The 26538-nt window shown below is 41.3% G+C and carries 23 protein-coding genes; 4 read left to right on the top strand and 19 right to left on the bottom strand.

The features are described from left to right. Position 1: 1 nt before the first annotated feature. The 13 genes from L4C44_RS16825 to L4C44_RS16765 form a co-directional block, all read right to left on the bottom strand. Positions 2 to 1285: an O-antigen polymerase gene (locus L4C44_RS16825; RefSeq protein ID WP_428805418.1), complete on the bottom strand. Its 1284-nt coding sequence runs from the start codon at positions 1283 to 1285 to the stop codon at positions 2 to 4. A 40-nt stretch (positions 1286 to 1325) separates the two neighbouring features. Then, positions 1326 to 2195 carry a glycosyltransferase gene (locus L4C44_RS16820; RefSeq protein WP_428805417.1) on the bottom strand — a complete coding sequence of 290 codons (870 nt, stop codon included), beginning with the start codon at positions 2193 to 2195 and terminating at the stop codon, positions 1326 to 1328. A gap of 7 nt (positions 2196 to 2202) precedes the next feature. Continuing rightward, positions 2203 to 3201, bottom strand: coding sequence for an ATP-grasp domain-containing protein (locus tag L4C44_RS16815; RefSeq protein ID WP_428805416.1), 999 nt, complete (start codon positions 3199 to 3201; stop codon positions 2203 to 2205). Position 3202: 1 nt separating this feature from the next. Next, positions 3203 to 4105, bottom strand: a complete 903-nt coding sequence (locus L4C44_RS16810; RefSeq protein WP_428805415.1) for a 1-aminocyclopropane-1-carboxylate deaminase/D-cysteine desulfhydrase — start codon at positions 4103 to 4105, stop codon at positions 3203 to 3205. Then, entirely contained in the window at positions 4092 to 4862 is a 771-nt protein-coding gene (locus L4C44_RS16805; protein ID WP_428805414.1) for a formyl transferase, read from the bottom strand. Before L4C44_RS16805 ends, L4C44_RS16810 begins: the two co-directional genes overlap by 14 nt. After that, positions 4859 to 5959, bottom strand: coding sequence for a DegT/DnrJ/EryC1/StrS family aminotransferase (locus L4C44_RS16800; protein WP_428805413.1), 1101 nt, complete (start codon positions 5957 to 5959; stop codon positions 4859 to 4861). Before L4C44_RS16800 ends, L4C44_RS16805 begins: the two co-directional genes overlap by 4 nt. 1 nt (position 5960) lies before the next feature. Beyond that, the gene (locus L4C44_RS16795) at positions 5961 to 7403 is read right to left on the bottom strand and encodes a lipopolysaccharide biosynthesis protein (RefSeq protein ID WP_428805412.1); all 1443 of its coding nucleotides are present in this window, start codon (positions 7401 to 7403) and stop codon (positions 5961 to 5963) included. Between the two features lie 3 nt (positions 7404 to 7406). Next, positions 7407 to 8282, bottom strand: coding sequence for a glucose-1-phosphate thymidylyltransferase RfbA (gene rfbA, locus L4C44_RS16790; protein WP_428805411.1), 876 nt, complete (start codon positions 8280 to 8282; stop codon positions 7407 to 7409). Beyond that, on the bottom strand, positions 8282 to 9379 hold the full coding sequence (gene rfbB, locus L4C44_RS16785) for a dTDP-glucose 4,6-dehydratase (RefSeq protein ID WP_428805410.1): 1098 nt from the start codon (positions 9377 to 9379) through the stop codon (positions 8282 to 8284). Before rfbB ends, rfbA begins: the two co-directional genes overlap by 1 nt. Beyond that, positions 9379 to 10641, bottom strand: a complete 1263-nt coding sequence (wecC, locus tag L4C44_RS16780; RefSeq protein ID WP_428805409.1) for a UDP-N-acetyl-D-mannosamine dehydrogenase — start codon at positions 10639 to 10641, stop codon at positions 9379 to 9381. The genes rfbB and wecC overlap by 1 nt, the downstream gene beginning before the upstream one ends. A 21-nt stretch (positions 10642 to 10662) precedes the next feature. Continuing rightward, positions 10663 to 11787 carry a non-hydrolyzing UDP-N-acetylglucosamine 2-epimerase gene (wecB, locus tag L4C44_RS16775; protein ID WP_428805408.1) on the bottom strand — a complete coding sequence of 375 codons (1125 nt, stop codon included), beginning with the start codon at positions 11785 to 11787 and terminating at the stop codon, positions 10663 to 10665. A 399-nt stretch (positions 11788 to 12186) separates the two neighbouring features. Beyond that, positions 12187 to 12507 carry a hypothetical protein gene (locus L4C44_RS16770; protein ID WP_086971904.1) on the bottom strand — a complete coding sequence of 107 codons (321 nt, stop codon included), beginning with the start codon at positions 12505 to 12507 and terminating at the stop codon, positions 12187 to 12189. A gap of 134 nt (positions 12508 to 12641) precedes the next feature. Further along, positions 12642 to 13715, bottom strand: a complete 1074-nt coding sequence (locus tag L4C44_RS16765; protein ID WP_428805407.1) for a helix-turn-helix domain-containing protein — start codon at positions 13713 to 13715, stop codon at positions 12642 to 12644. A 286-nt stretch (positions 13716 to 14001) separates the two neighbouring features. Between L4C44_RS16765 and L4C44_RS16760 the strand changes: the two genes are divergently transcribed. From L4C44_RS16760 to L4C44_RS16750, 3 genes are all read left to right on the top strand, one after another. Then, positions 14002 to 14475: a hypothetical protein gene (locus L4C44_RS16760; RefSeq protein WP_428805406.1), complete on the top strand. Its 474-nt coding sequence runs from the start codon at positions 14002 to 14004 to the stop codon at positions 14473 to 14475. A gap of 53 nt (positions 14476 to 14528) precedes the next feature. Then, the gene (locus L4C44_RS16755; RefSeq protein WP_428805442.1) at positions 14529 to 15032 is read left to right on the top strand and encodes an N-acetylmuramoyl-L-alanine amidase; all 504 of its coding nucleotides are present in this window, start codon (positions 14529 to 14531) and stop codon (positions 15030 to 15032) included. 264 nt (positions 15033 to 15296) lie between these two features. Beyond that, complete coding sequence (locus L4C44_RS16750; RefSeq protein ID WP_016784030.1) at positions 15297 to 15632, top strand: hypothetical protein; 336 nt, start codon at positions 15297 to 15299, stop codon at positions 15630 to 15632. A gap of 590 nt (positions 15633 to 16222) precedes the next feature. On the opposite strand, the gene L4C44_RS16745 is transcribed toward L4C44_RS16750, so the two are convergent. The 6 genes from L4C44_RS16745 to L4C44_RS16720 form a co-directional block, all read right to left on the bottom strand. Further along, positions 16223 to 18394, bottom strand: a complete 2172-nt coding sequence (locus L4C44_RS16745; protein ID WP_428805405.1) for a polysaccharide biosynthesis tyrosine autokinase — start codon at positions 18392 to 18394, stop codon at positions 16223 to 16225. Positions 18395 to 18612: 218 nt separating this feature from the next. Then, a complete protein-coding gene (locus L4C44_RS16740; RefSeq protein WP_055320062.1) occupies positions 18613 to 19053 on the bottom strand; it encodes a low molecular weight protein-tyrosine-phosphatase in 441 nt (146 codons plus the stop codon). A gap of 152 nt (positions 19054 to 19205) precedes the next feature. After that, positions 19206 to 20339 carry a polysaccharide export protein gene (locus tag L4C44_RS16735; protein ID WP_123311747.1) on the bottom strand — a complete coding sequence of 378 codons (1134 nt, stop codon included), beginning with the start codon at positions 20337 to 20339 and terminating at the stop codon, positions 19206 to 19208. A gap of 482 nt (positions 20340 to 20821) precedes the next feature. Next, on the bottom strand, positions 20822 to 22939 hold the full coding sequence (locus tag L4C44_RS16730) for a YjbH domain-containing protein (protein ID WP_428805404.1): 2118 nt from the start codon (positions 22937 to 22939) through the stop codon (positions 20822 to 20824). Between the two features lie 133 nt (positions 22940 to 23072). Then, a complete protein-coding gene (locus L4C44_RS16725; protein ID WP_428805403.1) occupies positions 23073 to 23972 on the bottom strand; it encodes a serine/threonine protein kinase in 900 nt (299 codons plus the stop codon). A 19-nt stretch (positions 23973 to 23991) separates the two neighbouring features. Then, the gene (locus L4C44_RS16720) at positions 23992 to 24534 is read right to left on the bottom strand and encodes an outer membrane beta-barrel protein (protein WP_048663159.1); all 543 of its coding nucleotides are present in this window, start codon (positions 24532 to 24534) and stop codon (positions 23992 to 23994) included. Positions 24535 to 25615: 1081 nt separating this feature from the next. On the opposite strand from L4C44_RS16720, the gene L4C44_RS16715 reads away from it, so the two are divergent. Next, the gene (locus L4C44_RS16715; protein ID WP_428805402.1) at positions 25616 to 26536 is read left to right on the top strand and encodes an IS5 family transposase; all 921 of its coding nucleotides are present in this window, start codon (positions 25616 to 25618) and stop codon (positions 26534 to 26536) included. Positions 26537 to 26538 lie beyond the last annotated feature (2 nt).

The following is a 26538-nucleotide window of genomic DNA, read 5'->3' as shown; positions in this document are numbered from 1 at the left end:
GCTAACTCCTAATATTACTTAATTTAATCTTATAGTGAAAAGCTATCGCAACGAATAAAGAAAGAATGATATAAACTTGACTAACGCTATGAGCTAATTTGTAATAAAAAATACCATGTAGAAGTAGCTGCGCATAAACAGTATATATAACAAGCAAACCTAAACTGACTACATCTTTCCGCCTAAAATAAAATAGTATCGATAATGAAAGTGAAAGTAAAACAGAGAAACCTATGATACCTATGGAACCGATTGACATATAAAAGGAGCCAATGAAAGTTTTGAATACGTACTTACTAAATCCGTAATTGGAAAGAAAGTGATAATGTTCGTCTAGCAGCGTCATATCGTTATCATTTCCCATGCCTACATAATTTAACAATGGAAATAATTTACTCCAATCGTAACTAAACTCAGAAACACTATTAACGTACTGATTAAACTCTCCAAACTGTTGACTAAAATACATCAACATATATTGAAAAAACATATAAACATTACCATCTCGATAAAACCTACCAATGGATAATGAAATAAACACCACAAAGAAGAATGCAAAGAATAAAGATGAATATTTTTTAATCTTTCTTTTTCTAGATTTATCTATTTGGTTGAAAAAAATCAAATAAGTAAAAACAAAAGAAAAGGACCACAATACAACGCCATCTCGACCAATTGATGCAAACACGTTTATAATATAGCCAGTGGAAGACCAAAATAATAATGTGTTAAGAGCTTTTTTTTCTGGATAATAACAAAATGAATAAAAGAAACACAATAAAGCTATGGGGTAAAATTGAGTCATTAATGAAATAAAACTAAATAAAACCCCACTCCCACTATCAGCTGTCCCCCCAACTACATGTGAACGAAGGTTAATTATAGATTCACCAGAAGTTACTATACTAATTAATTGGGGAGTAAAATATAGGTATACAATACAATTGCTAAAGATTAGAGTTTTGCAAAAAAACCAAAAAAGCCTTTCATTGCCCACGTATACAAATTTGACTCTCTCAATACGAGACAAGACTAAGGGTAGAGCAAATGCTAGAAAGCAAAAAACAAATAATAAAGTTGCAAACAAACTATATTTTTCGATATTGGGTACTAAAGTTGGGTCTAGGAACCAAGAGCCGATTAATGAGCCCAAGTATAATGCAATTACAAATGTGCATGAATTAAAAAACCGATATCCTCTTCCAAAATAAAACAACATCATATAAAGTAATATCAAAACCACGGCAATTGCATTATAAACATTAAGGTTCAAAATAAATAGCATAAATAGCCCATTAAAAACTCATATTAAATCCTGAAACAAATCACTTAACTTTGCTAAGTTTATATTTGATATTCCAAACAGCAGCGTATAAATTTAATAATAAAATCAAATAGCATTTATTAACAATATTTTGACAGCTGGATTTTATAAAAAACCTCGAAATATTAAAAGCGCTCATCCTATAGTTAAGTACTTTTATTGGATCACTTGGTCGAGATACCGATGTATCGAAAACTCTGTAATTAGCCGTAACTTCTCCAATATAATGAAACTGACCAAAGTCTTTGGCATAAAGCCAGAGCGGATAATCGGACATTTTCCAAGAATTCAGTTCACTTTTAAATTTTTCAAAAAAAGAGACACAGACAGATCTGCGGATTAAAACTGTCAGCGTAGGTATTCCGTTTTTAATATAATTTAAATTACTAATAAGACCTGAACCAAAGATTGAATAAACTTTGCCATTAGGGGATATTGCTTTCGCTTTACTGTAAGACAACGTATATTTATTATTTTTTTCTAAGGCCAGTATTTGTTTTTGTAGCTTTCTTCTGTCAAACCAGTAGTCATCACCATCACAAAACGCTATGTACTCTCCTTCGCAATGCTCTAAAGCAATAGGGATTATCTTTCTCCCTTGTGAGTGTTGATTCTCATCCTGTAATATCAACTTAATTATATTTGGGTAACGCTCTTTATAGTTGTTTAAAATATTGGTTGTTTGGTCCGTTGAACAATCATCATGAACGACTATCTCAAATTTATAATCACATAGTTGTGTTAGGAAACCATCCAAAGCACTTCTGATATACTCTTCTTGATTAAAGGTTGGACAAATTATGCTAACGTAAACTTTATCCTTATAATCCCAAGAGTCGATAATATTTTTCTCATTTCTTAAATCTGACATAATGGCATTAGTGTTCAAGTATAATAGGTTGTATATCTTTGATAACGGTAATTCCTGTTCTCACCGTTGCATCTGTAATTTTAGTAGATTTATGGTGCAGCCAATCAACGATCATTTTTGGAAGGTTAGCCCCTGCCAAGTGAGAAAATGGATATTGACCACCAAATCTAGCATTCATTTCTAATATATAGTAATTACCATCTTGTTCTAAACAGTCAGTATCAAGAACTCCTATATGCATTAGCTTTTCTGCTAAATCTCTTCCAATTGAACTCAATTTTGGTTCATCAATGATCATAGCTTGGTCTGTTTCGCCAGCTCGCATAGCCAATTTAATTTTACATAAGGTCGTGACATAGTCCTTATTAAAGTCATTGACAACCTCAATCCCATATTCAGAACCACTGATAAACTGTTGTAAAATAACTGCTTGTTCAATTTCAGCTTCAGATTCAAATCTTAAGTATGATTCTGATATTTCTTTCATAACTTTTTTGTAGAATACATTTAACTCATCTATGTTGTCTGCTTTATAAATTCCTATGGAGCCCATGCCCCAGCGAGGTTTTACAATTAGAGGATATAAAGCATCTAAAGAAGCCTCCTTAAGAGAAAGATAAGTTTTCGGTGTCGGCAATTTATTTTCAAGTAAAAATTGATATGTTTTCCATTTATCATTACATATTTCAATTACTTCTTCGTCAGAAACAACAACATGTATACCATTATTTTCAAACACTTTTTTATGCTTTGATAAAATTGGCAAATCTATATCGAATAATGAAATAATTGCACTTATATCGTTAGCAATGCAATAGTCGACCAAGTATTTTATATAATTTTCCGAATGAATTTCCGGAGTTATCGTATGAAAATCTGCCTGCTTAAGAGCATATGTTTCAATGCTGTTTGCCGCATACACCCTTCCATTATATGGTTTTAGTGCGTCCTTAAAATATTCGATTAGATAAGTTCTTCTACCTACAGAGGTTAGTAAAATATTCATTTTAAGCCATTAAGTTGAGTAATCCGCCAGTATGCCAAAATAGAACCGTTTTACTTGGCCCTAAACCCTTATGTTTTACGTGATCTTCCATTCCTAACCAAGCTTTTCCGGTGTATGTAGGATCTAGTATTATGCCTGTCGCTTCCGCAACCGACTTAATCAAGTCGGTAAGTTCAGATGTTGTCTTCTCATAGCCACCACATACAAACGAATCGTCAAATTTAATTTCGTTGAGATAGTTGTTATTTAACCCTTTGTATTCAATAAATTCGGCTACCGATTTTTCTACAGCGTCGTATCCTCTTTGCTGGTCCCGTGCTACACTAATCCCGTAAACTTGACAATCAGGAAAGTAACGCCTGAAGCCACAATGTAAACCGGCTTGTGTGGCTCCCGTTCCGCTAGCAACAAATACTGCATCAAATGTAATGTCTGTTTGTTCCTTTAGCTCTTTAACTGCATCGAAATAAGCCAACGTTCCTTCATTACAATGCCCCCCCCCCCAAATATAAAATGGAGAGTATCCCAGTGAGGACCATCGAAGCATTTCAGCATCCATTACCGTTGAAACATCTCCTATATCACAATACACTATTCTAACACCAAGAAGCTCCAATAGTTTCAAATTTCCGGATGATTTCTCTTTGGGTTTAGCGTGAATAATTATAGTACATTCTAAGCCTAATTCTTTACATCGAATTGCTGTTGCCCGGGTGTGATTGGATTGAATCCCACCACAAGTTACGACTGCATTACAACCGTCTAAAATACACTTATCTAGAATATATTTAGCTTTTCTTCCTTTATTGCCACCTCCTGAAATAGGGTAAAGATCGTCTCTCTTTATATATAAATCAACCCCTAAATTCTTATAGAAATTTAGGTTACATTCAATTGGCGTCATTTTTTTTGTACCTTAAGTTTATGGGTGTTCCACAAATCTCAGTGTATGCCGAAGGGTAATCTAGGAAACTAAATGCTCGTATTATATCTATAGATTTTTTTGTATTTAAATCATCAAACTCTATATATCTTTTCCCAGTTAAACTATTCCTATCAAAATATCGTTTTATATATCCCTTTGATACTAGCTCTTCAATAGACATACTTTTTGATTTCCCTATAAGGATTTCGTCAAAAACCTCTTTAAAGCCTTCTAATAGTGCATATTGTGTCTTTACAAATAAGTCATATGCATCATCTTTTTCTGAAACTTCAAATTCGCATCTCTTTATTACATTCCCAGTATCAATGCCTTCATTGATCCAATGTAATGTCCCACCACCGATGTTACTTCCCAAAAGAATCGTATGGACAACACTATATAAACCACCAAACTCAGGAAGTAACCCCCCATGGAAGTTTACAATACCCAAAGAAAACTTAGAAATCACATCCTTTTTAATAATCTTTGAAAATCTACAACTAATCCCTAGATCATATTCTTCGTTGCTACCTGATATTTCCGAAAGAGTTTTTATTTTCACTCGGTTAGCATTTGCATAATCAACTAGAAGCTCATCATCCCAAGGATCATTATTATTAACCTCTCCGTTTCCAATAACTATCGAAGATAGTTCAACGTCATCATATTCAGAAATAAACTTAGCTACTTTGGTTGCTATCGGTAAATCACCAAATATTATTATTTTTTTTTTCATTTCAGAAGCCCCAGTATGAAATCTATATCACTTTCCTTTAATTCATGATGTATTGGGAGACATATTACACTATTGGAAATGCTTGATGCTACTACACTTTGATGCTGGATAGTATTATCACTATTTTTATATAACTCGAAGTCTGTTATTAATGGATAAAAGTATCTACGAGCAAGTACACTATTTTCTGTTAATTTTTCATAAATAGCATCTCTACTTAAACCACATTCGTCTTCATTTATTATTATAGGGAAGTAAGAGTAATTATGGCGAACACCTTCGATATCATCTAAAAAGTAGATCCCCTTCAATTTAGCGATAGATTCTCGATACTGGTATGCGATTTTTTTCCGTTTTTCAATCGACTCATCAATGTGCTTTAGTGTCGCTAAACCAAAAGCTGCTTGTATTTCATTCATTTTGGCATTTGAACCTAAAAGTGATATTTGTGTCTCCGAATCAAATCCAAAATTTTTAAGACAGTCCAGTTTTTCTTTCATTTCTTTGGTATGCGAGACTACAGCTCCTCCCTCAATGGTAGAGTAGGCTTTAGTAGCATGAAAACTTAAAATCGACATGTCGCCAAAGTTCAAGATTGATTCTGCATTCTCTTCTACACCAAATGCGTGCGCTGCATCGTATATCACTTTTAAATTATGTTTATTCGCAATATTCTGAATAGCTCGATGTTCGCATGGATTACCATAAACATGTACTGGTAAAATTGCACTTGTTTTCTCGGTTATGGCAGCTTCTATTTGATCAGGATCGATATTAAATGTATGAGGATCAATATCGACAAATACTGGCGTTAGGTTATTCCACATGATTGAATGACTTGTTGCGACAAAGCTATAAGGCGTCGTAATCACCTCTCCTTTTAGATCCAATGCTTGCAAAGCCGTTACTAATGCGAGCGTACCATTAGAAAACAAGCTGATATATCGAACATCAAGGAACTCACAAAGGGCTTTTTCTAATTCCTGATGATAATACCCATTGTTTGTTAGCCATTTTCTTGACCAGATATCTTCAAGATAGGGAGTCAATTCATCTAATGGTGGGAGTAAAGGAGAAGTTACCGTTATTTTTTTCATATTATCTATTTTTTTTCTTTAAGAGAGCCGAAAGTACATATTGATATAAATCATTTTGAAATACTTTCATACTCAGAATATATAATGGAATTGCAATAAAAATCGTTAATAAAATTATAGTGACACTATTCATTGCCACGATTTCAGCTATCATTCTACTTAGTATGCATACAAAAAAGCTAAGTAACCAAATTGGAAGCAACCCTTGGAGTTGAGATATCAAAGTGAGCTTGCCTAATTTCCCGTTGTAATAGGTATTGATTAATAGAGAAATATGAGACTGTACAACAACGCCAATACAAATGGCAGTAACCCCTAGCGGGACAGTAATAAACAATATTAAAGTTGTGATAAGTTTCTTAATAATCTCTAGTTTTAAAAATAGGTCTGAACGTCCTTTAACTTGGAGATAGTTCAAGTTAATTGCATGTATTGGATACAGTACTAGGCCGAAGGCTAATATACTCACTAATATGGCAGCTGGTTTCCAAACATCACCTAATACTATAGGCAATAACGTGTCGGCCAATATAGCTAGCCCCATCAATAACGGGAAGATCACTACACCTGCTAAACGCAAAGTTAGTAAATATGCGGCATTAAGTTTTTCCGGGTACTCTTGCATTCCACTGAGCATCGGATAAGTAACCCGTTGAATAATTGCTGTAAATGTTTGAGCCGGCACTTTCGTTAATTGATTTGCCTGAGTGAAATGCCCTACATCGCTGGCATTAAACTGTTTACCAATAATTAATTGGTAAATATTCTGATAAATACTATCAATCAGTCCAGACAATAGTAGCTTAGAGCCAAAACCAAAAAGTTCGTTAAATGATTTCAATGAAGGACCGAGTGTTGGCCGCCAACGATAAAACATGTTTATAAGGACTACGTTCGCGAAGGCAAACGTAAGTGTCTGAGCAACGACTGACCAAACTCCAAACCCATGATATGCCATTGAGAGGCCAACGACGCTACTAGTCAAAACAGCTAATACAGACGCTTTAGCTTGCGTCTTAAAATCCATTTCTATCGTCAGTTTCGTCTTAGGGATAACAGTAAACGCGTTGATAATCACGACAAGTCCAATCCACTTCATTAGTAAATTGAGTTCTGATTGCTCATAAAACGCAGCTATCATGGGTGCACAAACATAGAGCAATACATAGCATAATAATGAAACAGTAATATTGAAGTAGAAAGCTGTAGCGAAATCACGCTCAGTTCTGTCAAGCTTACGAATAAGCGCAGAGCTCATGCCGCTATCAACAAACACCTGACTAATTGCAATAAATACTGTAAGCATCCCAATTAATCCGAATGCCGTCGGGCCAAGTAAACGTGCGAGCATTAACATCACCAATAGCTGAACTAATTGTGTCGTTAAGCGTTCGATTGCACTCCATTTCAACCCCGTTGTGACTTGCTGTTTTAAGCCAGGCATCGATTAACCTTTCAACAAAGCTGATAAGTATTTTCCATAATCATTCTTGTTCATTAACTTAGCCTTTGCTTCTACTTCTATACGGCTCAACCAATTCTGACTATAGGCAATCTCCTCCAGACAGGCAATTTTATAGCCTTGCCGCTTTTCTATCGTTTCCACAAATTGAGCTGCTTCAAGCAGACTTTCATGTGTACCGGTATCTAACCAAGCATACCCTCTACCAAGCATTTCTACGTTAAGCTTACCTTTATTAAGATACATTTCATTTAACGTAGTGATCTCTAACTCGCCTCTATCTGAAGGTTTAACTTTTTTGGCTAGCTCAATCACCTGATTATCATAGAAATAAAGGCCAGTCACAGCATAGTGACTCTTCGGTTGATGAGGTTTCTCTTCAATAGAGATAGCCTTTCTATTTTTGTCAAACTCAACCACCCCAAAACGTTCAGGGTCTTTGACTTGATAGCCAAATACCGTTGCTCCTTTTCCTTTTTTAGCATTCTCAACCGCACTTTTTAATTTTGGAGTAAAGTTCTGCCCCCAAAAAATATTGTCGCCTAAAACTAAACAAACTGAGTCGTCACCAATAAACTCTTCACCAATAATGAATGCTTGAGCTAAACCATCTGGACTAGGTTGCACAGCATACTCAAGGTTAATTCCGTAATCAGAACCATCCCCCAAAAGTCGCTCAAAGCCTGCTTTATCTTCTGAGGTTGTAATAACCAAAATATCACGTATACCTGCCAGCATTAATACAGATAGGGGGTAGTAGATCATAGGTTTGTCATAAACAGGTAATAACTGCTTAGATACACCACGAGTCAATGGGTATAAACGAGTGCCGGAACCACCGGCTAATACTATACCTTTCATTATTTATTCGCCTTTGATTCAATTGCTTCTACACCCAAACGCTCACGTTGGTAGCTACCATCTTGTACATTTTGACACCATATAGAATTATCTAAATACCATTGTACTGTTTTTCGAAGACCTGTCTCAAAAGTCTCTTCTGGTGCCCAGCCCAGTTCACGTTGCATTTTAGATGAGTCAATCGCATAACGGCGATCATGACCTGGACGATCTTGAACGTACGTGATTTGCTCTGCATACGCTGACTCTTTCGGTACTAACGTATCTAAGATGTCACAAATCGTATTCACAACTTCAAGGTTTTTCTTCTCGTTGTGACCACCGATATTGTAGGTCTCACCCACTTTACCCTCTGTCGCCACCTTGTAGAGTGCACGTGCGTGGTCTTCGACAAATAGCCAGTCACGAATTTGGTCTCCTTTACCGTAAATTGGTAAATCTTTACCTTCTAGTGCATTAAGGATAACCAGTGGAATAAGCTTTTCAGGGAAGTGATAAGGACCGTAGTTATTTGAGCAGTTGGTTACCATGGTTGGTAGCCCATAAGTGCGCAACCACGCACGAACTAAATGATCACTTGATGCTTTTGACGCCGAGTATGGACTTGATGGCTCATACGATGTTGTTTCTAGGAACATTGGCAAGTCCGTCTCTTCAGGAACCTCATCTGGATGCGGAAGGTCACCGTAAACTTCATCGGTCGAGATATGGTGAAAGCGAAACTTCAATTTTGCACTGTCTTCAAGCGTATTCCAGTACTCTCGAGTCGCTTCTAATAGAGTATAAGTTCCGACAATATTAGTTTCGATGAATGCGGCAGGACCAGTGATCGAACGGTCAACATGCGATTCAGCCGCTAGGTGCATAACTGCATCTGGCTTGTGCTCAGCGAACACTCGGTCAAGTTCTGAACGATTGCAAATATCCACTTGCTCAAACGAATAACGTTCGCTCGAATCCACTTCGATAAGAGATTCTAAATTCCCTGCGTAAGTCAGTTTATCAACGTTTATTACACTGTCAGGTGTATTATTTATAATGTGACGTATAACCGCTGAGCCGATAAAGCCAGCACCGCCAGTAATCAAAATTTTCATCACCAGATTCCCTTTGTATCAATCACGAAAGAGTCATTGAGTTTAATTTTCTTAAACTGTTGGTGATCTACAAGCATCACATGAATATCTGTTTTAGTTAATGATTCATCAATAGTCACTAATTTGATCGTATCATGATCAATTGAATCAACATTTGGTTCAATCGCTAGTACTTGTCCTGTATGAAATGCTGCTATTGATTTCGTAATATCTAACGCAGGGCTTTCACGTAAATCATCAATATCTGGTTTAAACGCAAGGCCATAACAAGCAATAGTGACATCTTGAGCTGTTTTAGTTGGGTTAATCTGCAAAAAATCAGCCAATGCTATTTTAACTTTTTCAATTACCCATTCTGGTTTTTTATCATTCACATTTCGCGCAGTATGGATAAGTTTCGCTTGCTCTGGCGTTTTTGAAACGATAAACCAAGGGTCTACTGCAATACAGTGTCCACCAACACCAGGTCCAGGTTGAAGAATGCTTACGCGGGGGTGACGATTTGCTAGTGAAATAAGTTCCCATACATCAATATCTAACTCGTCACAAATCATCGAAAGTTCGTTTGCAAATGCAATTTGAACATCTCGCGATGAGTTCTCGGTCAACTTTGCCATTTCCGCAGTGCGGGCGTTGGTAATAACACAATCACCCATCACGAAGGTTTTGTACAGTTCAACACTGCGCTCTGAGCAGCGCTTACTCATGCCACCAATTACGCGATCATTTTGTACAAGCTCTGTTACCACATGGCCCGGTAAAACTCGCTCAGGGCAATGCGCCACATTTACATCTGCACTTTCGCCGTGTGTTTGAGGAAATGTTAAATCGGAACGTGCTTCACTTAGCCACTCAGCCATTTGTTCGGTAGCGCCGACTGGTGATGTAGACTCTAATATCACTAAGTCGCCTTTTTTCAATACCGGCGCAATTGCTTTAGATGCCGCTTCGATATAACGCAGATCCGGCTTTGGAATACCACATTCATTTTCAATCGGAAGAAAAGGCGTTGGTACTGCAATCAAAAAAGCGCCAGCTGCCTCTGGAGTCGTAACCGCTTTTAAGTAACCTTGCTGCACAGCTGCGCTGACTAACATATCTAGATCGGGTTCTACGATATGAATTTCACCACGATTAATAGTATCTACAGCATGTTGATTGACATCGACACCTATAACCTTTTTCTTACGTGATGCAAACATCGCAGCTGTTGGCAACCCAATGTAGCCAAGACCAACCACTGAAATTGTTTCAAATGACATAATTAATCTAACCTTAAGTTTTTAATCTTCTAATTCGTTCAAAATTCTTTCGCAAGCTTTACCATCACCGTACGGATTATGGGCAAAACTCATCGCCTGATAAGCGCTCTCATCTGTTAATAGCTCATTTAAATTATCAACAATCATGTCAATATCAGTGCCGACTAACTTAACCGTCCCCGCTTCAACCGCTTCTGGTCGCTCGGTCGTATCCCGCATTACCAATACAGGCTTGCCTAATGAAGGCGCTTCCTCTTGAATACCACCTGAGTCCGTCAAAATAATGTGCGCGCGGCCCATTAAGTAGATAAATGGTAGGTATTGCTGAGGCTCAATAAGATGAATGTTATCAATGTCCGCAAGAATACGATTTACGGGTTCTCGAACATTTGGGTTGAGGTGCATTGGATACAAAATTTGCGTATCCGGGTGTGCTTTAGCCGTAATAGCAAGCGATTCACAAATACGCTCAAAGCCGCCACCAAAACTTTCACGACGATGACCCGTCACTAGGATCAGCTTTTTGTTTTCATCTAAGAAAGGGAATTGAGCAGAAAGTGTTGCGTTCAAGTCTTTATCAGAGTCAATTTTGTCTTTCACCATCAACAACGCATCAATTACTGTATTACCCGTTACTGAAATATATTCTGGATTAAAGTTCTCTTTTAGCAGGTTTTCTTTTGACGTTGGCGTTGGTGCAAAATGATATTTGGTCAACGCGCCAGTTAGACGACGGTTGCCTTCTTCTGGCCAAGGCGAGTAAATATTGCCAGTTCGGAGACCTGCTTCAACATGCCCGACTGCGATTTGCTCGTAGTAAGCGGCTAAGCTAGCCGCAAACGTTGTTGCAGTATCGCCATGCACTAATACCACATCAGGTTTGAATTCTTCTAAAACAGGTTTAAGCTCTAATAAAATACGAGCGGTCACTTCGTTGAGTGTTTGCCCCGCTTTCATCAGATTCAAATCGTAGTCAGGCGTGATTTCAAATAGTTCTAATACTTGGTCAAGCATTTCACGGTGCTGAGCTGTTACGCAACACTTTGCTTCAAAACGATCATCGGCCGCTAGAGCATGAACCAAAGGTGCCATTTTGATGGCTTCTGGGCGCGTGCCAAAAACCGTGAGTATTTTTTTCTTAGTCATTCTATGAAATTTCCAACCGACAGGTGAAATGAAAAGAGGAGATTTTTTACAACTTTGAGCCTCAGCCAATGGAAAACTAGTGAGACATTTTTTATTCATTTTGAGACAGTCTATTTTCGACTATCCCCTATAAAACCTAGATTTTGCTGACTTTTTAAAAACCGCCCTAATAGGCCGCCAAAAGCAGCCTTTCTGTAGCTTGTAGTGTTTTTTCACTTGCACCCCACTCGCTTTTAGGTACGCTACCGCCCTTAGGTTTGGCTCCTACAGGCAATGCATCACAATTTCTCACTGTGTTTCAGGTTTATGCGTTTTTCATACGGTTTTAATTTGCTGCGTAGTCTAGCAAATCAAGTGCATATTGACCAGTTTGCAATTTACCTTATTCTGACAAGTGCCTCACAAAGCATTGACCCAGCGGGAGCATTGTACGTCTTGTAGATACTGAGTCCCTATGTGGTACCTGTTTTCTTGTGCTGCATCGCAATAGCGTTTCTCTATATCAATAAAAATATTGCCGTTGCGGTATAGCGACACAAAGCTTGGGTTGTTGTTTACCGCTAATAACGCTTTAATCTCTGTGCGTGTTAGCCCTTGTGGGTAGTGGTTAACCAGCAGTTTCAAGAACTCGCCAATACGCCCTTCCACTCGCGCTATCTCTTTTTCCAAAATGGTGACTTTTTCTTCCGTTGTCAGTTTTTTTAGGCTGATATCGTCCATTTGCCCTCTCCCTAATTCTACTTTTTGTCTCTTGACGTTTTTTGTCTATATTCGCGCTTGGTCTGCCTTCGCTTTTGGTTTTCCTGAGCTTTTGGCTGTGTCAACAAGCGCTTAGTCTGTGAATAATCGAATGATCACTGCTTAGAATCCGTGCCGGGCGATTTGGATTGAACTAGGGCCTTGATACGCGCTTCGAACGGGTTGGTGGTGCTTTTGGCTTGGTAGTCCGCGAGGGCCTGAGAGACAGGCGTGGGTTGTTGAGATTTGCTTTGGGCTTGATTGCTTTTGATTGGCTGCGCTTGGTTTGAAACCGTTGTGGGCGCATCTGCTTTTCTTGATCCTATGGCTTTTATCGATTTAGGTTTCTTTGAGGGTTTCACCGCTTGTGTTTGCTTAAAGACCGGCGATGAGTCTCGCTTCGCCTTGGCTTGGGCGCTTCTTCTTAGCCAGCCATTCACAAAATGGCCAATGTGCTCAAAGGGTTTGCGCTTATCGGGGTTGATGTATAGCCAGGCTTGCATGGCGTGCAGTTCTTGCAGCACATCTAACTTGGGGTAGGTGCGCTCTAATATGGTGGTGAACTCATGGTAAATCGGCGCGCTCCCCTCTTTGGTGAGCAGGTGAATCACGGCTTCACTCTTTGAGCTTCCTTGATTGGTACTTTCTGTTTGGAATGTAGTATTTTCTTTATCTTCGCAATGAAGGGGCTCTTCACAAGGAATGTCTGTTTTGTGTTCTTTATGAAAGATTATGTGTGCAGGATGATCACTCTCCGTGTTGGATCTTGAGTCACCCAGGGGAGTGTCTGAATGGTCTGTTTTCTTTGCGTGTTCTGTTTTCTGTGGATATTCCGACGAGGCTGGCGGTAAACCTGTTTGTTCTGCATTGGTGTTCTCTTGATTCGTTTGGTCTAGATCGGCCTGCTGAATGTGGCTGTCGCTGGGTAGGCGCAGCTGATATATATTGCTGCGCTGGCGCCCTGAATCATCAAACCGCTTTATCCGCTTCACAAACCCTTGTTTCTCGAGTTCGTTAACGTGTCGTTTCACGGTTCTTACCGACACTTCGCAATATTGTGCTAAGTAATTTAGGGATGGGAAACAGACGCCACGCGCGTCGGCGTTATCGGCCAATTTTAATAACACCAACTTGCTTATCGGCGAGCCGGTTTTTAATGGGATGAAAGAAAGAATTAGAGAAACACACATGGTTAACGCTCCTTGTTAATTAGTCATTCGTATAGAAATCCATTGATATACAGAGCATTAACAACACTTTTTGGCGCTTTAGGGGCGAAACGCCCATGAGATAAGTTGTAAGAAAAGATGTTTGGTTAAACGCCTCGGATAGATATGCAACACCAGTCTTATTGACCTGTAATTTTTCGAAGCACTTCTCACTTTTCTGTGTCCCTCCATTTTCGCGCTATTACCGCCAACCCCAATCAAGAATGTTGAAGTACATTGCCCTCCCCATGCAGCAATAAGGTGCTTAATGAAGGCGATAGTTTCTCTTTTTATTTCAGCGTACCAACCCGGAATGGCGAGCCTCGAGTGCCGCGTTAGTTCCCTGAATCAATCACGCCAGCTGTTATTTTTTAGTGATAGTGATGGGTCTGGCCAAGTACTGAGCTATGAAGCCGGCGGTTATAAAGAAAGCCAAATGGAAGGTTGTTATTTTAATGAGGATGAATGCGGTGACGTCCCCAGCTATGAGGATACTTGTTGGATGATCAGCCGAGCACGGCGCAGACAGCCTCTGGGTTATTACGTGATGTATTTACGTTATGTCAGCCACCACTCCGGCTATGCAAAAACCGTCGTCGCCAGTTTGCGACAACACATCGCACTGCACCCTAATTTTGAAGAATCGTTATCAACGTCTTTAATCACTTGGTTACAACAACACGAGGATTTATTTTGTCAAACACTCCACCAGCAACTGAACGAGTTCCACACCAGTCGTTAGAAGCACCTGCTGTTTTACAAGAGCCGGCTGACTTACAAGAACAGGGCGACTCTATAGAGCTCATCCCTTCGTTAGAGCCTTGCTTATCTCCTACTTCCTATTCTCTAAGCTTGGTTTCAGTTTTACTCCGCTTACCTTTTTGTCCGCCATATTCTTTTATCACTGTGCATTGTAGCGCCACGCCACCACAGCAAGATATAGACGTAGCCGAGATTCGCCGATGGCATAAAAAGAGAGGCTGGCGCGATGTGGGGTATCACTTTGTTATTCGTCGTAATGGCGATGTCGAACTTGGCAGGCCACTGTCACAAACCGGCGCGCATGTAAAAGGACACAACAAGGGCAATATTGGGGTTTGTATGGTCGGCGGCTGTAATGCCGAGCTGCAACCAGAAGACAACTTCACGCTTGCGCAGCGTAAGGCGCTGTTTGGTTTAGTGGCAGCCTTGCAAGAGCAGTTCTTGATTTCAGATGAGAATGTGAAGGGGCATAAAGATTGGGGCGTGAATAAAGCGTGTCCGGTTATGAGATTAAAAGCAGATGCGGGATGCGAGTAAACGGGATACGAAAAGCAGGAAGAGCAGTAGCGGGATTCGAGTAAGCGAGATGCGAAAAGCTAAAAGAGCAGATGCGGGATGCGGGATGCGGGATGCGGGTATCGAGATGCGAAGAGATTAAAAGCTTAAAGAGCAGATGAGAGTAGCGAGATACGAGTAAACGAAGAGCTTGAAAAGCAGATTCGAGTAAACGAGATGCGAAAGGCTTAAGAGCGGGAGTGACGAGAAAGGCGGTATATAACCATCAATAAATCAAGGAGCAGCATGACATTGTTCGGAAGAATATTCGGGAGCCAGTCTTCTATTAACAAAGGGTTAGATGCACTCACCAACACAGGAGATGCGATGTTTTTTACTGATGAAGAAAAAGCGAAGCACAAGCTGGCACTGCTTAAAGCGTATGAACCTTTTAAGTTGGTACAACGCTACATTGTGTTGTTGTTCACCATTCCTTATGTGGCACTGCATGTGATGGTAATTCTGGGTTGCATGCACGGCTACGATTGGAAACCCTTGGGGGAAATGACCAATGAAGCGTTTGGTTATCCGGTGTTAGCGGCGATTGGATTGTATTTGACGGGTGGCGTGGTTAAAAAATAGATTCGAGTAGCGAGTAAGCGGGATGCGAAAGGCTTAAGAGCAGATGCGGGTAACGGGTAAACGGGATGCGAAGAGCTTAAAAAGCAGATACGAGTGACGGGTAAACGGGATGCGAAGAGCTTAAAAAGCAGATACGAGTGACGGGTAAACGGGATGCGAAGAGCTTAAAAAGCAGATACGAGTGACGGGTAAACGGGATGCGAAGAGCTTAAAAAGCAGATRCGGGTGACGGGTAAAMGGGATGCGAAGAGCTTAAAAAGCAGATACGAGTGACGGGTAAACGGGATGCGGAGAGCTTAAAAAGCAGATACGAGTGACGGGTAAACGGGATGCGAAGAGCTTAAAAAGCAGATACGAGTGACGGGTAAACGGGATGCGAAGAGCTAGAGGATCAGATGCGGGTGACGGGTATCGAGATGCGAAGAGCTTAAAAGAATAGATGCGGGTAGCGGGTAAACGAGTAACGAAGAGATGAAGAGATGAAGAGCAGATTCGAGTGGCGCTTTTCGTATCTTGCCACTCGAATCTCGTATCTGCCTTTCTGCTCTTCGTTTACCCGATTACTCGCATCTCGTTACTGCTCTTTAACTTTATTTCTTATCGCTCGAATATGCGTAGTTGTAGTAACCGTAGCCGTACGAACTTGATGCTTTCTTCTCGATGGCGTTGAAGATAACACCTTTCACTTCGATACCGGATTGTTCAAAACGGTTACGAGCCACATCGATCTCTTTAATGGTGTTTTGGCCGTAACGAGCAACCATTAATGTGGTGCCAGCGAAGGCGCCAACAATACTTGGGTCGGTTACTGCCAGTACAGGTGGGGTATCGACAATCACCAAGTCATACTCTTTTGATGCCCATTCCATTAGCTCAGCAAAGCGTGGGTGCATCAGCAGTTCAGATGGGTTGGGTGGCACTTGGCCACGAGTAAGAATATCTAGGTTTTCTACTGGTGTAGTTTTAACTGCTTGAACAAACTCTTGCTTGCTGCTCAATACATCAGAAAGGCCGTTATCCCAATTCACACCGAAGCTTTGTTGTAGGTAACCTTTACGCATATCCGCATCAATCAACAGTACTTTTTGGCCTGTTTTTGCGGCTACTGCGGCAAAGTTGGTCGAGATGAATGATTTACCAATGCCCGGCGCAGGGCCAGAGATCATCAAGACGTTGTTTTTCGCTTCTAGCATCGCAAAGTGCAAGCTGGTACGAAGGCCACGCAGCGCTTCAACCGAAAGATCCGCAGGGTTCGATTCGGCAAGCAGTGCTTGCGTCCCCTTGGTTTGCTGCTTCTTCGATTTAAAGCGGTTAGTTAGCTCTATCTGCAAATCAGATTTTGGTACCGCGGCGTAAACTGGAAGGCCGATTTGTTCAATTTGGTCTGGGCTTTCCACACCACGGTGGAACGCCGCTTTCACTAATACAAACGCGACACTTAGCATGCCACCTAATAGTGTTGCTAATACAACAATCAACGGCTTCTTCGGTTTTACAGCACGAGCATAGGCTTGAGCGTCATCTAAAATACGAACGTTACCAACCGTACCGGCTTTGATGATGCTGAGTTCTTGAACCTTGTTCAATAGCTGGATGTAGATCTGTTGGTTTACTTCAACATCACGTGTCATACGCAGTACTTCACGTTGTGTTTTCGGTAGCTTTTGTACTTGCTTGTTCAGGCGCTCTTTCTCACCCAATAGCGTTTTACGCTTATCAAGCAGAGCTTTGTAGGCTGGGTGATCTTTAGTGAAGCGCTGGCTGATTTCACTCTCTTTAAACGTCAGTTCATTCAATTGCGCTTCAAGCTCTACCATTACCTTCAGGGTTGATTGTGCTTCTAAACCCAAGTCGATCGATTCGTTCTTTTGGCGGTAATTGTTTAGTACGTCTTCATAACCCGTCAGCTCAGATTTAATGCCCGGAAGATGGCTTTCTAAGAAAGAGAGGCTCTTCTCTGCTTCTGCTGAGTTACGCTTCACATTTTGTAAGAAGTAAATCTGACTAATGTGATTGAGGATTGCAGAAATCTGCTGCTTATTTTCACCTTCAAAGCTCAGCTTCAAAATACCGGTCTGCTTACCTTGCTCAGACAGAGACAACGATTTTTTCAACCATTCGATCGCTTCTAGTCGGCTACGTTGACTAATAGAGAATTCAAAATCGTTATGCGATTCAAAACCAGCCACAAACAAGCTGTAGTCATCGGCTGTTGCTAGCTCACCCACTTTGCCTTGCAAGATAACGCGTTCATCGTCACGAACCAGTTGGTAGGTGCCTTGCTCAGCATCGATAATCTGAATCGTGTGTGCGTAAGCGCTCGCATAGCTTGGCAAAGTAAAGCGGTTCACTGCGATGTGGTTGATGTCACCGGTTAAGCGAGCAAAACCCTTACCGACGATGGGTGCGTAGTTCGGTGATGTCACCGTCGTTAGGTTAAACTTATCAACCGTTTCACCTAAGATCATACGAGATTTGATGATCTCCACTTCTGTCGTCGCAGAAGATTCTTGAGAGAACAACTCGCCCATGTCACCGACCATCGATGAAATACCGCCAGAGCTCTTCTCTTCAATTTGAATCAGTGCATCGGCTTTGTATATCGGCGTTGAAAGCAATGCAAACGCAATACCAAACACAGCAAAAGCGAATGTGGTCAGCATGATTAGCCATTTAGCGTCCAGCAGAATGCCAAGCAGTTTTCCTAAATCGATCTCATCAGAGTTCTCTGTATGCGATTGCTGAGAGGTTTGTGTTGTCATCAGATTGCTACTTCCTAAACTAGTTTTTTGAAGAGAAATACGCTCCGCGCACTTCTCTTTTATATGATTCTATTGGTGGCTATGTATCACAGCTTTACTGGGTATACCTAAAATTTAACTGGGCATCTCTAAAACTTAACTGGCCGTCTCGAAAGCTTAACGAGCTATATAGAACGAGCTTTGGCTAACGCTTAACTTTCTTCTCTCTTATCTCTTCTCTAAAGCTTTTTTGCCCAAGCTTGTGCGGCTTCGTCAATCAGCTGATAAGCGTGTTCAAAGGCTTCACGGCTTTGACGGTAAGGGTCAGGAATGTCTTTTTGGCCAATCCACTGACCAAATAACATGGTTTTACCGCGTGCTTCTGGCGATATTTGAGTGAGCGCTTCTAAATGGCCCTTCTCCATCACCAAAATCAAGTCATACTGAGCACAAAGCTGTGGTGTGACTTGTTGAGACTGATGATTTTCAACATCAACCCCATTTTCAGCGGCAATTAAAATCGCAGTGTCGTCTGCAGGCTTACCAATTAAACGACTTTTCTCGGCCGCGATACCGGCAGAAGCCACTTCTTTGTTTGGAAGCAAGTTTTGTAAAACTCGCTCTCCCGTCGGGGAACGACAAATGTTGCCCACGCATACCACTAAAATTTTATTAAACATAATTCACTTATAGCGTTAGTTTTTCGTAAACCGAATGCACCTGTAAACTGAATGCACTTATAAACTGAACGTGCTTACAAACAAGATTTACTTCTAGATGTAAAAAAATCAGGTCACACGCTAAATGCAACCTGATAATTAATCTTCATTTATTACCAATTACGAACGCGCAACATACCTTCGGTTAGGTTGTTAAATCCATTGATGGTCGGAAGCAACTGTCCTATCACACGGTTCCAACGGCTGATTGGTGCGGCCGTTACGTAAACAATATCGTAAGGCTTTAAATCAAATTCGGTGCCAATCACTAAGGCTGATGCATCTTCGATGTCCAGTTGGTAGATGTCCGCCATGCGTTCTGATTTATCATCAGAAGTACGAATCACAAACACACCCGTTGCATCGGCAGTGAGTTCATTAATACCACCTACGTTGCTAAGCGCTTCGGTTAGGCTCATTCCTACGCGATCAATCTTCAGTAGCTTAGGCTCTTTCACCTCACCCATAACGAATACTTTTTGATTATCGTTACGCGGCACATGAACAATATCGCCTGCTTGCAGTAAGCGGTTTTGGGTTAGGTCACCACGTTGCATTAAGCCATAAAGCGAAAGGTTCTCTTCCACGCCATTGCGGGTTAATGACACATTACGCCAATCAGCATCTTCAGACAAACCGCCAGAACGGTTCACGGCATCCAGTAATGTTAGTGGGATATTAGTGATTGGCTGCTGGCCAGGTTTAGACACTTCGCCAGTAATGTAGGTTTTCTTAGAACGGAAAGCCGCTACGTTCACATCGACTTGAGGGCTTTCGATGTATTTCGCCAAACGTTCCGCTATATCAGAACGAATTTCACGAACCGTTTTTCCTGCCACTTCTACTGTACCAATGTACGGGTAGAAGATGGTGCCGTCTGCATGAACCCAGTTACCCGCTTCGGTACTACTACGGTAAGAGCCCGCAGGAATCGTCAGTTCAGGATGGTCCCAGATCGTGATGTTTAGGATATCGCCCACACCGACTTTGTATTCATACTTTGCGATATCTACGTCGAGTTCAGGGTTGGCTTGTGACACCGACAATGTACCCGTTTGGTAAGTCGATACTAGCTGCGCCGTCAGCGGATACACATTCACCACTTCAGAAATATCAGACTCTTGTTGCTCCTCAGAAGGCTGAATCACATTCTTACCACCAGTAGACAGGTGAGTACCTGGAGTCGTACACCCTACAAGCAATGCAGGTATAAGCGCGAAAAGGAGACGATTTTTATTGATCTTCATGTTAACCAAGTAATAGAGGTGGAATGTATTGTGATCCCCAAAAGGACACCAAAGGAAGTTAAGCGCGTAATTTTATCAGCTATGCGGCTTTAAATAGCGCTGACGTGGAAAAATAATAAGATCCAACTCTCATTTATCATCGAAAAATCAAGATGCTACCGCCCTTTGATCGTTCGTGACACCACACTGCATAGTCAATACCAAACGCAGCAAAAACGATGCTTGCATCCGGTCATTTTAATCCGTAAACATTATCCACAAATTGTGTTTATTATCAACCTAGTTGAATGGTTTAGGAGCAGATAAGAGCAGTATCGAGATGCGGGTAAGCGAGTATCGAAGAGCTCAAGAGCAGACGAGAGATTCGAAAAGATAAGAGCAGATACGAGACGCGGGTAAACGAAGAGCTAAGAGCAAGAGCAAAAGCAAAAAAAGAGCCAACACATGAGGTGCTGGCTCTTAGTTTTAGATGTTACGCTAAATTATTTTACTGCTTCTAAATATTTTAGGTAAGCGTTGCGTAAGCGCTGTCGGTTTTCATAGTAGTAACTTGCACCGATGCGGTTACGGTTGAAGTACTGCCTTTCAAGGTTGTGTTGCAAAGCAACATTTAAGCCTAAACCCTCGCCTAAATTATTGTGAGTCTCACCTACACGGGTTTGTAAGTTATATACAAATTGGTCTACCCCTCGTAATTGAACATAGCCAGGACTCATGTCGCGCCATAATGTTAAAGGAATCGCGATACCCAGAGTCACAAAGTCTTCGGCTTCACTGCTGCCTACCGCTTTGGTGGTCTGGTATGACGCATCAACTCTTACATCCCCCAACCAATGACTTGTGGTCACACGCACCCCTTCGTCGCCTTTCCAGAACTGACCAGCCTCTACTTTACCTTGCCAATTCCAATCTGGTCTTAAATAAGCATAATGACCAATCATTGGAGTTGCATCTAAGATGGCTTTCCCTCTTGAATCAAACTTATCTTGAGCAGAAAAGTTACCATATTCAGTACCTAGAATATGACGACCGCTGTTGCTCGCATACTGCGTTTCGTTCAAGAAGCCCTGGAAGTTTCCGTAAACTTGTCCGAATGAGAATTGAGTGGTGAGGTTGTAAGGCAATTGGAATGCTTGGTGGAAAAGAACCCTATCTACTTCATTTTCAAACGCGTCGTCGCCCCAAATTTCGCCCTCTTCAAAGTCATCACTCTCTGCCAGTGGCATTAGGTGTCGAACATCCAACGCGGCGCCTTTCCAAAGAGGTGTGTATAAGTTAGTGGCAAGCGCTAAAGAGTAGTCAAATACACCGTACTCTGTAGCGGTATTGTGATACAAAGCAGGAGAAACTATCACCTGCGTGCGGCCAAAGCCAGAACGAGCCACCTCTTTATCAAAGTTTGCTTTTGCATAACTCTTTTTCACATCTGATGTGCGAACAAGAAGGGTTTTGCAAGGTTCACCCGTTTTTACAAATTCACGATAACATGGGGCACTGGTGATCACTTCCATCATCGGCATGTCGTTCACCAAGTTAAACAGGCGAATGTTTTGTTGTTGGTAATTTTTAACCCCGAGGTCTTGAAGCATACCTTCTCCCACATAGGAAGAGATAATACCCAACGCAACACCCACACCATCGACTTGGTTGCGATTATAACGTCGGTTTTCCAGTGCAACGTTTAAACCAATATCATCAGCCGAAATTCTGACGTTAAGAAAGCCTTCATCAACCAGTGCTTTTTTAAGTTGAACCATACCGGCAAATTTATGATGCGCTTGTTCTACTGCGATCTTGTCTTCTAGGGTTAACTCATTCACTCGGCGAGATTCAGAGAAGCCCATTAAAGGAGCGGATGCAGCCACAGACCAAATGTCTATATCGGCATTACCACTGGTGTAAAACTGGTATTGAAAAGATAACTGCGTATCCAGTGGCAGGTAGTTTTCTGGTGTGAACACCTTCAAGCCAGCGTTAAATTGGTGAGAGTCGTGCTCTGCAATCAGCTGTACAAAATCCAACGGCTGATATTCTAAGCTGGCAAAGGGCCCGTTCAGAACGCCATGGCTCACCTCTGATTTACCATAACCGGCACTAAACCTTGCAGAGACAAAGTCTGGCTCAAAATCGGCAACCGCATAGTAGGTTTCAAAGTTGCTGGCCGCGCCACCGAGATCTTGAACACCTATAGCAAAATCGAACCCTGTCCAATCTTTAACGAACGGAAGTTGGTATTTAAACGATGCCGACAAGTCACGAATACCGTTACCACAATTAGGATTGTAGTTGGGTACATTTGTGTAGAGGTGACAGTCATAAGTTTTTGTGACAATTCGACCTGCAGCTTCAAAGCCCTCAAACAAACCAACACTAAACAAGATATTATCTAACTCGCTGGTTTTTCCTTTGTACGGTACACCTTGCCCATAGAGGTAAGAGATGTCGCCCGTGTCCATCACTTGAGCATTAGGCACAATGATTGCGCCGGTATAACTTTGGGACGACATCAAGTTATCGACGGCATAGGCATTAGAAGCGATCGCCACTGCACTAAGAGATGCTATGAGAGATGCGTTTTTAGAATAACTGAGTATTTTCATTGGGATACAATAGGTTTTAACCGTATTTGACAGTGACTATTTTTGTTAGTGACTACGTTTAATTGTGACTATGTTGATAGTAACAGCATACAAAAAAGGCACCGTGTGGTGCCTTTTATTATTGATACCTATACTAAGCGCCTGGGCCACCAGCAGAACCGCCGCCGCCAGTACCACCAGTACCACCAGTACCGCCAGTTGGTGGCTTAGTGCCTTCATCTGGATCTGGAACAGGTTCAGATGGTTTTTCTGCTGAATCTGGAATAGTCACATCCTGAGTAGGATCAGCCACCACACCTTCAATAAACGATGGATCTTCTGTTAGATCTAGGTAAATCTCACCACCACCCGGAGCTGTAGGGTAGTCAGGGTAGGTGTTGAGAACTTCCTCTGTAATTGCAACAGCTGCCTTAGAGAGCTCAGTTGCTGACTTATCAGAACTTACTACAAGTACGTCTGACAGTACCGCTGCTGTTGCTGACACTAGGCTAGCTTGAGATGCAGGAAGGTCTTCAATAATTTCTTGTGTACGACGTAGGAAGTCAGCTACAGAAGTAACACCATTGTTCAGCAAGCCATCTAAGCCAAGATCTGTAAGCACTTGGACACCTGTAGCTTCGGTATATGGCTGGCCATCTAGCTCTTTCTCAATCAAAGTTGAGATTGGAGAAGACGTCACAAGGTCGTCGTAGTTTGCTAAGCCTTTAGGGAACTTGTAGCTCACCTTGCTCATGTCTTTGCCGTTAGAAACATCTTTGGCGCCTGGTGTTGCGTTATATGTAAACGCACAAGTTTCAGGCTTGTTAAAAACGGTAAGCTCAGTGACTTCAGAAACACCATAAAAGTTAGTTGCCTCTAAAGTGCCCGTTGTTCCATCATCACAGCTGAATGTACCTTTCATACCCATTACTGCAGGGTCGAATGCCATAATATTGCGGTACGCTTGCTCAGGTGGCACGCTGTTGTTGTTGTCACTGCCACAACCACCAAGGATTGCACCAACGACTGATAACGCTAAAATTTTATATTTCACAATTTATCCCTACAAATGATTAAAAGCTATGAGACAAGGCAACATTAAATGAATCGATGTTAACACCACCAATACCATCATAGAATTGATACTCTAAACCAACCTTCATTGATGGTGTAATCGAGTATTCAGAACCGAAAGCGATTGTTGGAATCACGCCAGAATCATCAGACTCCACGCCTGGGCCGTTTGCGTTCCAGTCATAAATAGCGAAGCCACCTTTAGCATATAACGCTAGACTATCGTTTATGTTACCAGAGGCTTTAAGCAGCACATCAAAGGTACTTGCATCGTAACTACCACCGGCAATATCTTTAAGGTTATATTCACCAAGATAGTTGTAGCTGCCTTCTATAGACAAGGTGTCCAATAATTGATAACCCACAAACAAACCGTAAGATGTGTCTGAGTCGTCAATAGCCGTACGGCTCTCTACTAATGGTGCAAAGTTATCGGCAGTTACACTACCTACTTTAGCGCCTACGTATAAATTTTCAGCTCCAACAGCTGTTGCTGATAGCAACAACAAAGGTGAAACCCTAGCTAACCACTGCATTTTCATATAATTATATCTTCCATATTTCAAACTGAACTGAGGCTGATTTTCCTAGCAAATCTAAGCGATAGTCTAATCAGTTTTTGTATGAAAGCCCAAAAAGCAGACACTCATACACGCCATTCCGTACCAAAACTACTGACGCAAGTACACAATATTGAATGCTGAAGCTAGAAGCTACAGACAGCTCAATACTGTACTTTTTGAATTTCGCCAGATTTATCAATGTTGTTTAACAAGCACAAAGAACTTGAGAGTAGCTTGCTTTGTATGCAGCAAGCGAGCAGCTAGCATAATCTTTTCGTATGACACTACAAAAATGGTACTCAGAAAATACCAACACCAGAAGATTGCTGCATTGCTTTCAATATCCAACCAAAACCATCTAATCAATGATAGATAGCCTAAAAAGGAATTACTCTGATTAAACAACTAATTGAACATTATGATAGGTAATTACTGCTATCAAGTAAATGTATAATTAGTAAACGAACCACAACGATTCAAAAAAACGTCAGGATTGCGTCAGGAAGGGGTAAAAAGATGGATAAATCGCCCTCACAGGAGCTAGACAGCTCAAGTAACTACGTACTCAGAATAATATTGATACTGGCCAAGCCTACTCACCCCAAGATAAGATAAGATAAGATCAATTAATCATTAATAATCAGAACCTTGCCCCCACACATGACCATCATCTCTTTTACTATAGTCTTGTCAAAGAAGACTTAACACAGGAAAGACCTAAGCAGCCATGAGTTGTTGATTAACCTACTTCGATAAACATTACTGGGAGACTAATTTCAATATGGTCAAAAAAGTTGTCTTAATCGCGTTGAAGCCGATAACAACTACAGTAGAGTCATGCATAACTCTGCTCCAAGTGTTTAACACTGCTCTGGTGAATATCGAGAACTGAACCAGGAATAAGCTATTCCCTGTTCATAGCCGATGGCTATAATCAGATCGTCGCTTCTTGAATGAGTACCATCGATTTGAGCGACAAAGAGCTTTGTTGCGTAATTCAATGGAACTAAATCCAGAGCCTACGATCTGATCAGTTACATTCACTATCTCTCGTAACCTGATGCCTAAACCTCTTTACAAAACAACTAACTGGAAGCAGTACAACAAAGCCTTAATCAACCGTGGTTCTCTGACCTTTTGGATTGATGAGGAAACGATAGCTGAGTGGAAACAAAACAAACAAGGCAAGCGTGGTAGACCTCGCCGATTCAGCGACTTAGCCATTACTACCGCACTGATGGTCAAACGAGTTTTTTCTATGCCATTGAGAGCGCTACAAGGTTTTCTAGACTCTGTATTTAAGCTGGCTAACATCCCGCTTGTTTGCCCGCACTACACCTGTATAAGCCGCCGAGCTAAGGAAGTTGAGGTTTCATTTAAAACCAAAACGAGAGGAGCAATACAACACCTGGCAATTGATGCCACTGGCCTCAAGGTTTATGGTGAGGGTGAATGGAAGGTCAAAAAGCATGGTACGGATGGGAAGCGCAGAGTCTGGCGTAAACTGCATATTGCAGTAGATACAAGCACTCACGAGATCATTGCAGCCGAACTAAGTTTATCGACGGTTACAGATGGAGAGGTCCTCCCGAACTTACTGAAACAAACACGCCGAAATATCCTTGAGGTGTCTGGTGATGGCGCTTACGACACGAGAGCGTGCCATGCTGCTATTAAGATTAAGCGAGCCGTTGCGCTTATTCCCCCACGAGAAGGGGCAGCCTTCTGGGAACGCGGTCATCCTCGAAATCTCGCAGTGGGTTGCCAGAAGTTATACGGCTCAAATAAGTATTGGAAAGAGCGGTATGGATATCACAGGCGTTCACTCTCAGAAACCGCGATGTATCGAGTTAAACAGTTACTAGGAGGACGATTGAGCTTAAGAAATTACAATGCGCAGGTGGGTGAGACTTACGCGATGATAAAAGCGTTGAACAAGCTCACTGGGTTAGGTATGCCTGAAACTTGTCGTATTGACTAAGA

Source organism: Vibrio satsumensis, assembly GCF_050337435.1.
In the GTDB taxonomy this organism is placed as follows: Bacteria; Pseudomonadota; Gammaproteobacteria; order Enterobacterales; family Vibrionaceae; genus Vibrio; species Vibrio satsumensis.
Note: the sequence above shows the minus strand (reverse complement) of the source record. Positions and strands in the feature narration are given on the sequence as shown.

Bases quoted from the DNA above. Each gene is read 5' to 3' on its own strand.
- L4C44_RS16825 (WP_428805418.1), bottom strand. From the start codon at position 1,285: ATGCTATTTATTTTGAACCTTAATGTTTATAATGCAATTGCCGTGGTT.
- L4C44_RS16820 (WP_428805417.1), bottom strand. From the start codon at position 2,195: ATGTCAGATTTAAGAAATGAGAAAAATATTATCGACTCTTGGGATTAT.
- L4C44_RS16815 (WP_428805416.1), bottom strand. From the start codon at position 3,201: ATGAATATTTTACTAACCTCTGTAGGTAGAAGAACTTATCTAATCGAA.
- L4C44_RS16810 (WP_428805415.1), bottom strand. From the start codon at position 4,105: ATGACGCCAATTGAATGTAACCTAAATTTCTATAAGAATTTAGGGGTT.
- L4C44_RS16805 (WP_428805414.1), bottom strand. From the start codon at position 4,862: ATGAAAAAAAAAATAATAATATTTGGTGATTTACCGATAGCAACCAAA.
- L4C44_RS16800 (WP_428805413.1), bottom strand. From the start codon at position 5,959: ATGAAAAAAATAACGGTAACTTCTCCTTTACTCCCACCATTAGATGAA.
- L4C44_RS16795 (WP_428805412.1), bottom strand. From the start codon at position 7,403: ATGCCTGGCTTAAAACAGCAAGTCACAACGGGGTTGAAATGGAGTGCA.
- rfbA (WP_428805411.1), bottom strand. From the start codon at position 8,282: ATGAAAGGTATAGTATTAGCCGGTGGTTCCGGCACTCGTTTATACCCA.
- rfbB (WP_428805410.1), bottom strand. From the start codon at position 9,379: ATGAAAATTTTGATTACTGGCGGTGCTGGCTTTATCGGCTCAGCGGTT.
- wecC (WP_428805409.1), bottom strand. From the start codon at position 10,641: ATGTCATTTGAAACAATTTCAGTGGTTGGTCTTGGCTACATTGGGTTG.
- wecB (WP_428805408.1), bottom strand. From the start codon at position 11,787: ATGACTAAGAAAAAAATACTCACGGTTTTTGGCACGCGCCCAGAAGCC.
- L4C44_RS16770 (WP_086971904.1), bottom strand. From the start codon at position 12,507: ATGGACGATATCAGCCTAAAAAAACTGACAACGGAAGAAAAAGTCACC.
- L4C44_RS16765 (WP_428805407.1), bottom strand. From the start codon at position 13,715: ATGTGTGTTTCTCTAATTCTTTCTTTCATCCCATTAAAAACCGGCTCG.
- L4C44_RS16760 (WP_428805406.1), top strand. From the start codon at position 14,002: ATGAAGGCGATAGTTTCTCTTTTTATTTCAGCGTACCAACCCGGAATG.
- L4C44_RS16750 (WP_016784030.1), top strand. From the start codon at position 15,297: ATGACATTGTTCGGAAGAATATTCGGGAGCCAGTCTTCTATTAACAAA.
- L4C44_RS16745 (WP_428805405.1), bottom strand. From the start codon at position 18,394: ATGACAACACAAACCTCTCAGCAATCGCATACAGAGAACTCTGATGAG.
- L4C44_RS16740 (WP_055320062.1), bottom strand. From the start codon at position 19,053: ATGTTTAATAAAATTTTAGTGGTATGCGTGGGCAACATTTGTCGTTCC.
- L4C44_RS16735 (WP_123311747.1), bottom strand. From the start codon at position 20,339: ATGAAGATCAATAAAAATCGTCTCCTTTTCGCGCTTATACCTGCATTG.
- L4C44_RS16730 (WP_428805404.1), bottom strand. From the start codon at position 22,939: ATGAAAATACTCAGTTATTCTAAAAACGCATCTCTCATAGCATCTCTT.
- L4C44_RS16720 (WP_048663159.1), bottom strand. From the start codon at position 24,534: ATGAAAATGCAGTGGTTAGCTAGGGTTTCACCTTTGTTGTTGCTATCA.
- L4C44_RS16715 (WP_428805402.1), top strand. From the start codon at position 25,616: ATGCCTAAACCTCTTTACAAAACAACTAACTGGAAGCAGTACAACAAA.